This is a genomic window from Calditrichota bacterium, assembly GCA_013151735.1.
Classification (GTDB): Bacteria; Zhuqueibacterota; JdFR-76; order JdFR-76; family BMS3Abin05; genus BMS3Abin05.
On record JAADHR010000015.1, the window covers coordinates 14,082 to 27,310 of the forward strand.

General features: G+C 48.0%; 13 protein-coding genes. All 13 read right to left on the minus strand.

What is annotated here, in order from left to right; all coding sequences use genetic code 11:
* Positions 1–203 precede the first annotated feature (203 nt).
* Entirely contained in the window at positions 204–830 is a 627-nt protein-coding gene (locus GXO76_00535; protein ID NOY76330.1) for an NAAT family transporter, read from the minus strand.
* Positions 831–832: 2 nt separating this feature from the next.
* On the minus strand, positions 833–1,810 hold the full coding sequence (locus tag GXO76_00540) for a diacylglycerol kinase family lipid kinase (GenBank protein NOY76331.1): 978 nt from the start codon (positions 1,808–1,810) through the stop codon (positions 833–835).
* Between the two features lie 12 nt (positions 1,811–1,822).
* Complete coding sequence (locus tag GXO76_00545; protein NOY76332.1) at positions 1,823–2,452, minus strand: stage II sporulation protein M; 630 nt, start codon at positions 2,450–2,452, stop codon at positions 1,823–1,825.
* Entirely contained in the window at positions 2,449–3,615 is a 1,167-nt protein-coding gene (locus GXO76_00550) for an MFS transporter (protein NOY76333.1), read from the minus strand. Before GXO76_00550 ends, GXO76_00545 begins: the two co-directional genes overlap by 4 nt.
* Positions 3,616–3,686: 71 nt before the next feature.
* Positions 3,687–4,430: an MBL fold metallo-hydrolase gene (locus GXO76_00555; GenBank protein ID NOY76334.1), complete on the minus strand. Its 744-nt coding sequence runs from the start codon at positions 4,428–4,430 to the stop codon at positions 3,687–3,689.
* A 3-nt stretch (positions 4,431–4,433) separates the two neighbouring features.
* Positions 4,434–5,114: a hypothetical protein gene (locus GXO76_00560; protein ID NOY76335.1), complete on the minus strand. Its 681-nt coding sequence runs from the start codon at positions 5,112–5,114 to the stop codon at positions 4,434–4,436.
* Positions 5,115–5,181: 67 nt separating this feature from the next.
* Positions 5,182–5,946: a hypothetical protein gene (locus GXO76_00565; protein ID NOY76336.1), complete on the minus strand. Its 765-nt coding sequence runs from the start codon at positions 5,944–5,946 to the stop codon at positions 5,182–5,184.
* On the minus strand, positions 5,946–6,236 hold the full coding sequence (locus tag GXO76_00570) for a hypothetical protein (protein NOY76337.1): 291 nt from the start codon (positions 6,234–6,236) through the stop codon (positions 5,946–5,948). The genes GXO76_00565 and GXO76_00570 overlap by 1 nt, the downstream gene beginning before the upstream one ends.
* Entirely contained in the window at positions 6,233–9,361 is a 3,129-nt protein-coding gene (locus GXO76_00575) for an efflux RND transporter permease subunit (protein ID NOY76338.1), read from the minus strand. The genes GXO76_00570 and GXO76_00575 overlap by 4 nt, the downstream gene beginning before the upstream one ends.
* A 189-nt stretch (positions 9,362–9,550) precedes the next feature.
* Positions 9,551–10,657, minus strand: a complete 1,107-nt coding sequence (locus GXO76_00580) for an efflux RND transporter periplasmic adaptor subunit (protein NOY76339.1) — start codon at positions 10,655–10,657, stop codon at positions 9,551–9,553.
* 30 nt (positions 10,658–10,687) lie between these two features.
* Positions 10,688–12,094, minus strand: a complete 1,407-nt coding sequence (locus tag GXO76_00585; protein NOY76340.1) for a TolC family protein — start codon at positions 12,092–12,094, stop codon at positions 10,688–10,690.
* Between the two features lie 29 nt (positions 12,095–12,123).
* Positions 12,124–12,750 (minus strand): hypothetical protein, encoded by a 627-nt coding sequence (locus GXO76_00590; GenBank protein ID NOY76341.1) that lies wholly within the window; start codon positions 12,748–12,750, stop codon positions 12,124–12,126.
* 86 nt (positions 12,751–12,836) lie between these two features.
* A partial coding sequence (locus GXO76_00595; protein NOY76342.1) for a hypothetical protein occupies positions 12,837–13,229 on the minus strand: 393 nt, incomplete at its 5' end.

Here is a 13,229-nt window from a genome sequence, read left to right on the forward strand (position 1 = left end):
GCACGCAAAAGGGGATACCGCCGGCCTGCCCCTCGCGCATATCCAATTTAACCTTTTCATATACGAAATGGTTCGTCAAATGTTTCGGGGCGGCTGCGGGATTTTGATTGGTTCTTGGCGAATCGTGTGCGGTTTTTGACCCCTTTGCGGCTTTGTTTGGAGTGAACGCTCCGGCGCATCGGGAGCGCCGGACGCATTCTTCATCATAGCCCCGGGAGTGCCTGCCGAATGCCCTCCAGCATCATTTGAACGGCAATAACGGCCAGAATAAGTCCCATAAGACGCGACAACAAGCTGATCCAGGAAAGGCCCAATTTGGATAAAATTTTGTCGCTGAAAATAAAAAATACGTACGTAATGAGACACATGATGAAGAAAATGGCAATCACAATGGCAATATTCACCAAATGGGTGTGATTCCCGACGAAGGACATGGCTGTTGTAATGGTTCCCGGACCAGCCAGAATGGGAATTCCCAGAGGGGTGATGGCAATGGCGGTGGGATCTTCGATCTCATCCGTCTCTTCGTCCCGCAGGTGGTGTTGACGAGATTTTTTTCCGTTGAGCAATTCAAATGCAATGGCAAAAATCAGGATGCCGCCTGCAATGCGAAAGGCCGGCAAGGTGATTCCGAAAAGACGGAAGATGAGATTTCCGCCAACAGAAAAGAGAAACACAATGACAAACGCGGTAATCGTCGACTTTTTTGCAATTTTCTTTTTGACGGGTTCGTCCAGGTCCTCGACCAATCCCAGAAAAATCGGGATATTCCCAAACGGATTCATAATCGCAAAAAAGCCCATAAACACCTGAAATGCAAAAGACAGCATGGCTAACTCCTGTTATGATTGACCTTCGATAGTAAAGATCCGACGGCTTTCAAGTGTTCCAGATGCCCCGATCGCTCATAGCGTTTGATTAGATTTCCCGGGGTAATGATTGGAATGGCTTTGGGGCGAATCGAAATAGTCATCGGAAGAGCCCCGAAGGCGTCACCGTCAATCTGGTAAGGGACGCGTCCGGGAGCCTGAAGTTCTACCGTTTTTGCCCTCACAATGGAGATTTCCCGAAGGTTCAGCGGCAGATTCAAAATTACGCGAAGCGCAAAGTAAATCAGACGGTTAAGGCTTCGACTGTCGAAAAGAAATACGTCCAGCAGACCGTCGTCCATCCTGGCGTCCGGTGTAAGTTGGTAGCTGCCTCCATAAAATGCTGCATTGGCCACGTTAACAAAAATGGGCCGGTAATGCGTTTCGTGGCCGTCCAGGACAACCCGCATCGGATAGGGGCGATAGGTTGGAAGGTTTTGAAGAGCCGCGAAAATGTAGGCGTTTTTGCCAATCAGGCGTTTGAGTTTCAGATTCGTTTTTTCGGTGGCGAAGGCGTCGAATCCGCAGCTGGCCATGATGGCAAAATAGCGTCCGTTGGCCAGGCCCAAATCCCATTTTTTTAGATTTCCCTCGAGAATAATTTTGGCGGCGTCAATCGGGTTGAGCGGAAATCCCAGAGATCGCATCAGTACATTGCTCGTACCGAGCGGAATCAGGCCGAGCGGAATATCCGTCCCCATGATTCCGTTAATCACCTGGTTGTAAGTGCCGTCGCCGCCTGCGGCCACAATGATATCGTACACCCCGCTTTCTGCCGCTTTTTTGGCTTCAATTTCCGCATCACCGTAACGCAGACATTTCTTGAGGTCGACTTCGTAGCCGGCCTTCTCCAAAAGGTCAATTGCGGGCTGCAAAAAAAGCAGAATTTTTAACGGTTTTGAGATTGGATTAAGAATAATTTTTAGTTTTTGAGATGCCATTTTGTCTCCGGTTTAGGTATCCTGCCCGTTGTTGTTTGATTCATCTGTCCCTGTTCCGAATTTGTGGATGAGGCTGGCTTCAATCAAAGCCGCCAGAACCAGGAGAGGAATGACCAACCACAGAAAAATAAAAAAATTTCTCTGGAATGTCTGGAGAACCGTTTTATACGTAAAGGTGTGAAAATAAAACAGACTCATTTCAAGAGGAAGAGAAAATCCGATCCAGTTTGCAGGCAGCTCAAAAAGAGCCACGGGATTTAAAAAAAAGAGAACCAGCGCAATGCCCCCGCCGGTGTTCTTGTAGAGTAAAATTCCGGAATTGATCCCCGACCAAATGATCAGGAAAAAGGGCAAAACGATGGTGAATCCGGAGAGATACACCAGCAGGATCGAAAGTGTATTTAGCAAAAAAATAACCAAAAACAACTTAAGCACAGAAGGCTTTTTTTCGACAAATCGTTCAATTTTCTGGAAAGCCCATTCCGGATAAGCTGTGAGCCACCGCAGATTGCGTTCGATGATGGTGGGCGCCATAAGAACGCCAATCATAAAAAAAATGGCTGAAAACCCAATTAGGTCCCAGTTTAGCGTGGCGAAAACATCCTTGTAGGTGTCGAAGTATCCGATGTGTGCGGCCGTCATGAATACACTCTCCTGAAAATCGCCAGTAAGACAAACGAAGCGATTGAAATAACCATCGCATAGGTAAACGCAACCGAGGAGCCGTACGAATGCCAGATCGCACCGAAAACAATGCTGGCCGGAAGAGCCGCCAGGCCGACAAGCGTATGGTAGAGTCCCAGCGCCGACCCCCGGTGGGCCTGTCTTGCCCAGTCAGAAATCCAGGCGCGGGGGATGGTTTCCACAATGGCACTCGTTATTCCGTAGAAAAAAAACAACACCCAGGCCTGCCAGCTTAAAAGGGCCCGGGAGAATCCCCACAACAGAAAGACCATGATAAAAAAGCCGCTCAATAAAATCCGCTCACGGCCGATTTTATCCGAAAGCATGCCAACGGGCATGGCCAGAGCGGCGTAAACCAGATTGTAAAAGAGATACACCAACGGAACCAGGGCAGCAGAAATACCGATGGCATTTATCTTCAGAATAAAAAAAGCGTAGCTGACATTCGCGAATGTAAACACGACCATAATTCCCATGAGCAGCAGCAAACGCAGCGGGAGAGGACCTGAATCGTGTTCCGGAGATGTGTCGGGCGTGATTTTTTGTTTCGCTATTGGGGTCTCTTTCAGAAGGAATACGAGAACACATACGGCCAGTAATCCCGGGATAATGGACAGCACAAAAACCAGGCGGTAGGCTTCGACCTTCCATGTCAGAAGAAGAAAGGCAATCAGGGTCCCGAGGGCCGCTCCCAGGGTGTCCATTGCCCGATGAAAGCCAAACGATTTGCCACGCTGAGCCACGGCGCTGGTGTCCGCAATCAGGGCATCCCGTGGAGGGGTGCGCAGGCCCTTGCCTACCCGATCCGTGAACCGAATGGCCAACACCTGCCACCAGGCGGTGGTCAGGGCGAGAACGGGTTTCGCAAACGCAGAAAGGCTGTACCCGGCCAGAATAAACGGCTTTCGCTTTCCGGCTTTATCCGACCAATACCCGGAGACAACCTTCAACAAACTGGCCGTTGCCTCAGCAACCCCCTCAATAACACCGATAGAGGTCATACTGGCTTTGAGTACATTTTTCAGAAAAAGCGGCAGAATGGGGAGAATCATTTCGGAAGAAACATCCGTTAGAAAACTCACCCACCCCAGAATTTTAATATTTCGTGGTATTCTGGCCATTTGACTTTTTGTTATTTTTAGGGAGTCGTTTGAACCGGTATTCGGAAATTTAGCTCACTATTTTATTTCAGTTATTTAAAACTCGCACTTTCTCCGGGATTTAAAATTCTTACCGGCAGATTTTTCCCCTGTATGAGGTCTTGCAGCCAGATAATGGGTTCATTGAGCGGTTCCCAGCCCAAGTGAAATGTTCCCCAATGGATGGGGATCATCCATCGTGCCCCGAGGTCCTTAAATGCCCGCAGGGCATCCGGTGGATTCATGTGCTTTTTCAGATTCTTTTTCGGGCGGTAGGCGCCGATAGGCAAAATGGCCACATCTATTTTAAATCGTTTCCCAATGTCTTTGAATCCGGGGAAATAGCCGGAATCCCCCGAAAAATAAACGGTTCCCTCGGGATGTTCCAGAACAAATCCGATGAAAACACTGGGTTTGTGAAAAAAAGGTTGTTTCCCCGAATGGTGTGCGGGCGTTGCCGTTATCCGAAGGTCATCGAGGGATGCTGTCTGCCAGGCGCTCAGTTCCAGAACAGACGAAAATCCCAGCTTCCGCACGTAAACTCCCAACCCTTTTGCTACGAACAGGGGAGTTGACCCGGGGAATTTTTTCAGAGTCCACTGATCGAAATGATCGTAATGTCCGTGAGAAATAAAAATCCCGTGTATGGGAGGAAGCTGATCGAGCGGAATACCGGGAGGCGTTTTTCGGTGAAAAAAGACAACGCCCCGGTTGTAAACCGGGTCCACCAAATAATGTCGATCGCCATATGAGATTAAAACGGAAGCATGTCCAATAAATGTGATTTTTAACGCCATTTTTTATTGAACCAGTGCGTAATCGGAGTAGGACTTTTCGATTACCAATCCGGGCTCTTCAACCGTGCGCAACAGATTAAGTGCTTCCATAATGATTTCTTTTTGCATGTTGGGCCGATGGGGCAGTCCCACGGCATGTCCCGGTCGCAACCCGGTGGGATAAAATGCCCGCGGTGGATGTCCCATCCGGGTAATAATGGGATGTTGTGTGATGGCAACCGTTGGAATTCCCCAGTCTTCGACAATGGTCTGAATGCCAATGGCAATCCGGTTGCAGAAAATACATCCGGAGAGAAAAAGCGCGGCACCGGCGTCTTCCGATTCCAGAACCTCGGCAATTTTGGGCGCTATTTCTCGGCGAATTCGGGATTGCAGCAAATGAAATCCAAAAATGCTCACATGATTATTTGTGGGGCCGCCGATTTTTCCTTCATTTTCCAGCTCACGAAACCGATCGATAGGAAAAAGTGCATTGATGTCGCCTTGTAAAATGGCCGGATTAATGTGGTGGTGTGTAATAGTCAGATCGGCGGCCGGTGTGTCTGAAGGGATAAGAATAAATTCTTCCGTTTCCTTCGGAAGGTCATTTTTCTTCAGGATTCCCGCAACGGAAACAATAGCCACTTTTTTGAGATTCAGATCTCCAATAAAACGGGTAAACGGGACATCAAAGAAAGTGCTCATGGCGATTTCCTTTTCCTCTTGAAAGCATGACTGGTAAAATATAAATAGATTTTGTTAAAACCGCAAGTTAAAAAGCACTTTCCTTCCAGAGAGTGCGGGCCTGTGCCAAGATGGAGCCCGTTTTTACATTTTGAATGTCATGCAGGTAGGAGATTTCCCCCGTTTCCGATTGGGGGAGTTTTTGCACACGGGCAAGGAGTTGTTCTCCGTAAAGGGCTTCCTTTTTGAACGTAATTTCAAGAGAGTGCATTTCAAACTTTGGATGAACGTCTGCCGGCACGGCTTCATAGCACCATTCGGCAAATTTGGTATTGTTGGCATGTTTATTGGAATCCAGATCACTCCATCGGACGGTAAATTCCTTTCTGAAGTGGTCTTCTGAAATACGGGGTATTCGGGAAAAGGGCCCGGGAATTTCCTGGCGGTTCGTGTGGGGAAAAGCCCTGCGGATCACATCGGGAATGCGGACCGGCCGCTTTTTTTGGAAATCAATCAAAATCCACACTGAGGATGCCCGGGCAAATACGTCCCCTTTTGGGCTGGCGACATGGAATTCCCGAATGGCGTGCAGGTTGTCCACCTTGTAGGGCCAGGTTTGCACAATGACCGTATCATTCCATTTGGGGTGGTGTTCAATAATGAGATGGAGCTGATAGAGCACCCAGGTGTATCCCATCCGGAAGAGGTCTTCGATGGAAAAGCCGCTGCTCCGAGAATGTTGAACAGCGGCATCCTGCATGTAGTTAAGCAGAGAAAAGAGAGTCACCTTTTCATCCGGCCCGTATTCGTAAGAACGGACCGGATAGTCTTTTGTAAATATCTTTTCGCCCATCAGACACTCTCTTCCACAGGAAGGACAAAGGCCTTAATGCCTTCCTTAAGTTTCTTCTTTTTCAGGGTTCGAACACAGTGCAGAATTTCAGGGACTTTTTCGTCTTCGCTTACAATGAACAGGGCATTGTTTTCTCCCGGCCACACGTGGGTGCCCATGTGGGGTTCGGAATGGGTCCCGACCCCCAGAACATGTTGAAATTTGGTGAAGGTTGTTATTCCCTTCTTTTTGAGACAAGTTAATAATTCTATCTCGATAGCTTCATTGTAAATGATTTCTACCTGTTTCATATTTCCTCCAGGCGGTGAAAGGTTCGTTTTCCTCGTAATTTCGACTCCACAACGGCATACAGGGTCGGTACAAAGACAAGCGTAATGAGCGTAGAAACCAAAAGTCCGCCGATTACGGCCACGGCCAGGGGCACCCATGTTTCGGAGCCTTCTCCGCGGCTCAGTGCCATGGGAAGAAGTCCGAAAATAGTGGTGAAGGCCGTCATCAGAACCGGCCGGAGCCGGGTGCGTCCGGCTTCCAGAATGGCTGTGCGCAGGGCTTTTCCGCGGCCCCGCAGAATATTCACATAATCAATAAGTACAATGGCGTTATTGACCACAATTCCGGTAAGCATGACCATCCCAAAAAGGGAATTGACATTCAGGCTCAGGCCTGTGAGAAAAAGCGCCCACAGCACGCCGATAATGGCGAATGGTACGGAAAACATAATGATAAACGGATCGATAAACGATTCGAATTGGGCGGCCATGACGAGATACACAAGCAAAAATCCTACAATAAGGGCCCAGCCCAGGGTTTGAAACGATTTCCGCTGTTGCTCAATGGATCCGGCAAACTTAATTTCCACACCGGGCGGAACCGTAATGGTAGCCAGTTGTTTTTTGAGATCGGTTGTAACCTGTCCTAATTTGCGCCCGTAAATATTGGAGCTTACGGTGACCACACGGGATTGATTTTTGCGGTCCAGTTCCACCGGGCCTCGTTCTTCGATGATGGAAGCAAAATTGGACAGGGGAATTTGCTTGCCTGTAACCGACATGACGGGGAGGGCCGACAAATCGTTTAATCCCACCCTGTCCTGTTCCCGCAGCCGGACGTAAATGTCGTATTCATTCCCGCCCTTGCGGTAAAGCGAAGCGGTGGAGCCGAATACCTGGGTGCGAATGGCGGTCGCGATGGAGGCCATGTTCAATCCCAGAGCCGCGGCCTTCGCCCTGTCCACCTGGATCCACAGTTCCGGTTGCCCGGATTGACGGGAAATCTCCGCATTGGTGATTCCGGGAATGGTTTGCATTTTTTTCAGAATGAGCCTGGCCAGGGAATCCGTTAGGGCCAGATTGTAGCCGTAAATTTCTATTGACACCGGCTTTCCTCCGGAGAACATCTGGGCAAAGGGGTCTTGCTGGCTGAAATCAACATCCGAAACCCCCGGAATTTTCCGGATTCTCCCCGCCAGAAAATGGGCAATTTCTTTATCCGAGCGATGCCGTTGTTTTTTGGGTTTTAGCTGAATGATTAAACGCCCGTAGTTTTGTCCCTCTTTTTGCCCCATCGCGAGGGCCACTCCGGAAAATGGGGAAGCCCCGCTCCGGACCAGCACGTTTTGCCGCTCAGGAACATCTTTAAAAACAATGCCTTCAACCTGCTTCATAATGCCCTCCAAAACGGACAGCTTGGTTCCGGCAGGCGTTTCAACAATTCCTTCAATTTGTCCCTGATCCATTTCGGGCATAAATTCTGTGGGAATAAATTTCAACAAACTCAGGCTGACAATAAAAATCAACAGCCCGTAGAGAATAGTTTTTCCCTTGTGATCGAAGGCCCAGCTAAGGAGTTTTGTGTACGTCTGGGTCAGCCACTCAAAACCCGCACCGATTTGGTCGGAGATAAACCGAAAGAGTCTGGTCTTGGGTTTTTTAAGCCGGGGTTCTTTTAACCCGAGAGAAGCCAGCATGGGTGTAAAAAATAGGGCCGCAAAAAGAGAGGCCAGAAGTACGATAATGATTACCCAGCCCAATTCTTTAAAAAGAACCCCGATAATGCCGTGGATAAAAATAATGGGCAGGAAAATGGCAATGGTGGTCAGTGTAGAGGCGCTAATTGCATTTCCAATTTCGGATGAACCAAAAATGGCGGCCTCTTCTGCTTCCCGATGGAGCTGGTAGCGGTGGCGGAAAATGTTTTCAAAAACAACGATTCCATTATCCACCACCATGCCTATTGCAATGGCCAGACTGGACAGGGACATGATATTAATGGTGTATCCGGCCAGGTAGAGAAACAGAAAGGCAATAATCAGCGAAAAGGGGATGGTTAACGCAACAATAATGCTTCCTTTGATATTTTGCAGAAAGAGTAAAACGACCAGAAAAACCAGCAGACCGCCCCATAAAATGGTGGACGTCAACTGGCTGATGGATCGATTTATGAAAACAGAGGAATCCATGATAATCCGCATTTTTACATCCGACGGAAGCAGGGGTTGAATTTCTTTCAGCTTTTTCTGGATGGCCTTGCTCACTTCTACTGTGTTGGCTCCCGACTGCTTCTGAACCCAGATCATAATTCCGTGCTTCTTGTTTACCCGCACATTCCAGGTTTCTTCTTTAAATCCGTTTTCAACCTCTGCCAGATCTTTCAGATGAATGGGAATGCCGTATTTTGTGGCTCCCACAACCAGATCCCGGATCTGTTCCAAATTCTTGAACTCCCCGGGCACACGCAACTGGTATTCCTTGCGCCCGATGGCAATGGGTCCGCCCGGCATGTTCAGATTATTTGCCTTCAACAGACTGGTAATTTGATCCAGTGAAATATTGTAGGCTTCCAGACGGGTCCGATCCAGAATAATGTTGATTTGCCGTTGTTTTCCGCCGAATGCAAAGGCGGTTCCGACGCCCGGCACCCGCTTTAGGGGATCGACGATCTGCTTGTCCACAATATCCCAGAGATTGTCGTAACTCTGGTCTGCCTGAACCCCCAAAAACATGACGGGAATCATGCTCATGCTGAATTTGAAAATCATGGGTTTGTTTGCGTCATCGGGAAGGTAGGGGGTAATCATGTCCAGATTGTCGCGAACATCGTTGGCGGCTTCGGCCAGATTGGTTCCCCAGTTGAATTTCAGCGTAATGGCCGAAACATTTTCTTTTGAAACCGATGACACTTCATCAATGTTGGGAACAGTTGCTACGCTGTTTTCAATGACCTTTGTGACGCGGCTTTCCACATCTTCGGCCGACGCACCGGGATAGGTGGTCACAATACTCATGCTCGGGAAACTGATGTCCGGCATCAAATCCAGAGCCAGATTGGCAAGACTGTAAATACCGACCACTAAAATGGCCACAAAAACGACAATCGATGTTACCGGGCGTTTAACGCCTAATTCTGGTAATTTCATCGAATTTCCTCCATAGTTTCGCGGCAGTACGAATGCCCGATAAAATAAAAATTGTGTGACGATTCTCTACGAATTGAAATTCAAACCCTTAACCTGTATTATAATCTGATCAACCCAACGTGTGTTTGTTCTTACAAAAAAACGCATGCGGCGAACCCGGGTCTGCAGCCCGGGATACATTCCTTCAATTTAGCGATTCGTTTGAACCACGTTAACTCGTTCTCCTTCAACCAGAGCATCCTTTCCGATGGTAACAATCGTCTCGCCGGCAGTCACACCGCTGAGAACCTCAACCCAGTGCGCTTCCATAATTCCTGTTTTTATTGGGATTTTATGGGCGACGTTGTTGGAATCCAGTGTGAAAACAAAGGATTGTTGCCCTTCCAGATGGAGCGCATCCACAGGAATGGCAAGGACATTCTGGTGTGTGGCCGTCAAAACACGCAGCCGTGCAAACATCCCGGATTTGAGCAGGTACCCCGGATTCTTTGTTCGAATATTCACCTGAAAGCTCCGGCTGGCCGGATCCCCCACGGGCACCACCGATTCCACAACCCCCTTGAAGGTGCGGTCCGGATACGTATCCACGTGGATGTCGACGGTTTGTCCGATCTTCAATTTTGAAAAATCGGCTTCCGAAACATGAGTCGTAATTCGGACAGAAGAAATATCCACCAGCGTACAGATCCCGGGTCCGCCCGGCATCATCGGATTGACGATGTCGCCTTCATCCAGATATTTGATGCCCACAAAACCGGAGAAAGGCGCTTTCATTTTGGCCGAGCGCATCTGGTACCGGGCCATGTCCAGAGCGGCCTTTGCCTGCTGCATCTTCGCTTTGGCGGCTTCGTATCCCACGCGCATTTTCTCAAACTGCTGGTCAGAAATACTTCCCTTTTTCTTCAGCTCTTGAATGCGTTTCCAATTGAGCTGCATATCATGCAGATTGGCCCTGGCCACGGCCACACCCGCTTCGGCCTGTTTAAGCTGGTACGAGAACATTTCCGTGTCTAACATCGCGATAACAGTTCCGGCCTTGACGAATTGTCCCTCCTTAACGAAAATCCTGGCAATCTTTCCGGAAATATTCGGCATAACCTTGAGCTTCCTGTTGGGCAGAATGTTGCCGGTAAAATCATGGTATTCTTTAATCGATCGGTGGGTGACAACCGTTGTTTTTACGGATAACATGGTTTTTTCGACACCCTTTCGAGTGTTTGCCTTTTTACTGCACCCGGCGAAAAGCCCAAGTGATAGAATTCCAATAGCCAGAAAGACTGAAATAATTCGCTTCATGTATGCCTCCATTATTTAAAAATCGCTTGATTATTTTTTGGGCGATGTTTCTGACAAACCGGCTGCTTCGGATTCGATGGTTCCGGTCGCTTTTAAGAGCTTCGCAACCGAAATGCGATAATCGGCCAAAGCCGAAATGTAGTCGTTTTTTGCCTGGGTCAGCAGTCCGTTGGCATCCAGAAAATCGGTGTTGGTGGCCATTCCTTCTTTGAATTTGTTCTCGGTCACGCGAAAATTCTCCTTGGCCTGTTCCACGGTTTTCTGAGAAACCTGAATTTTTTCCTTGGCTTCGTTGGCTTGAAGAAAACTCTGGGTGACTTCCAGCGTCACACCGTCCTGAATCATCTTTTGAGTGTTTCTGATTTGAGCCAATTGGTACTCAGACTCCGCCTGTTTGTAGTAGGTTTCTCCCCAATCGAAAAGATTCATCTGAGCCACTACCGAAACCGTCCATGTGGCATAAAAGTCGGGGTTGTATTCCCGGTCCGGGTATTTGTAGCCGTAATTGGCCACAAATGCGATGGTTGGAAGATAGGACCCCTTGCTCATATCAACCATCTTTTTTCCGATGATGACATTTTCCTGAATCATTTTTAGATCGGGGCGATTGGCTCTGGCCAGCTGAAGGGCCTGTTTGATGTTTTGTATGGGGAGTGGAATAAATTCAAGAGGTTCATCCAACAAAACCTCCGTATCCAGCGGCAAGCCCAGGATATTACAAAGGGCCGTTTGTGCCAATTCAACCGCATTTTTTGCCTTGATTTCCATGAGCCGGACATTTGAAAGCCGTACCTGCGCTTTTAAAATCTCGTTCCGGGTCAGCATACCGACGTTGTACATATTTTGCAGATCCTGCATGTGGGCCTGCATTTGTTTGATCGATTCCCGTGCAATTTCGTCGAATTTGTGGGCCTTCACCAGATTCCAGTAGGCCTGCTCCACTGAAAAAATTAAATCTTCTTTGGCCTTTTTGTAGTTCTGTTCGGCGGCTTTTTTGTTGTGCTTTGCAATGGAATACCCGTTTGTGATTTTAAATCCTGTAAAAATAGGTTGTTGAAGTGAAATGGAAATTCCGTAGTTTTCCGCTCGTCCGATGGTGATTTTTTTGGGCGTGCTTCCGCTGGTCGCTCCGCCAAACATGCCGCCCCCGGGGAAAATGCTGCCGAACGACTTTAGCGGGATAAACGGGGCGTAATCCAACCGTGTGTAATTGGACTGGCCGGTCAATTTTGGGAAAAATCCGGTGCGGGCCTGTCCCAATTTGGCTTCGGCCTGATCCAATTTTGCCCGGGCTATTTTCAACTGGGAATTTTTCTGAAAGGCAATCTCCAGACTCGTTTTTAAATTGAGGTGGATTTTGTTCTGAGCCCAGCCGCTCACCGTCAGGCCGGTAACTGCAAGTCCAATAAAAAACGACTTTAAGACTAAATGTCGCATAAAAAGGCCTCCTGATTCGTCGTGAGTCATTAAAATAAAAAGCGAATACCTGTCGTTCCAATGAATAACCCTTGTTCGGAGAATTTTTCACCGAAGAAAAATTTGTCCTTACAGAGAAGATAGTGATACCGCCCGTCTGCGAAAACAGCAAAATGCTTGCTCAACGTGAAAGAAAGACCCAATCCGGTACTGAACCCGGGGCTCATTTTTTCCAGCTTTTCTCCTTCGTACTGAACCACATCGCTGCCGGGTCCGTCGATGGCATACTTCCAAAAATAGATTCCCACGCCCAGTGGCACATACAAGCCTGCCGGTCCCACATTCCATTGGAGATTGTTGGAAAAAACGAGGGCCGGAACAACGAAGACTTGTTTTCGCTGAATATTGGGGCGGGCCTCCTCTTTGAAATAGAGAGCCGTGTAAAAGCCCTGTACCTCAATCCAGTAGTGGGAAGAAAGGGTTCTGGAAAAGGAAAGTCCGTAAAGAACCCCGGGCTGCAAAATGTCGGCTGATTTTTGTCCCGTATTGTACGTGCCGGATGCCGATTTTGACAGACCCAACAGGGGAGCAAGACCGATGGTTTCACCCGCCATGGCATAGCCTGTGATCAACAGGGTCAAAAATACCCCGGTAACGATTCCTTTAACCCGATTCATAATTTCTCCTAATTGTGTTAAGGTGACTATTTGTGTCAGACTCGTGATGCAGTGTGTCCAAAGTCCTTACGAAACACCCAATTTTTTCATCCCGTATTTTTTTCAATCCCCTTAAAAATAATTTCAAATAAAAAATCAATGTGTTTTTTTACATCAAAATTCTTCCCTTGCATTTTGAATGGTACAAACGCCCCTTTGTTTAAATCAACAATCATTTCCGTGAGTAAATCCACATTCATCGGTTTGAAAATACCTGCACGAATGCCTTCTTCCACGATCTGGCGAATACGCCGGGTTCGATAATCATTGAATTCATTCAGCCCCTTAAAAACGATCGGATGAAATCCAAGGAGCTGTTCCTGGGTGAGATTGTAAAAATTGATGTTGTCGAAAAGATGTTTGTACTGGGTGTGAAAGAAGGTTTTGAGTTTTTCCTGAGGGCTTCCGGCTTTTTTTAAGGCCTCGTCAATGCGGATTTC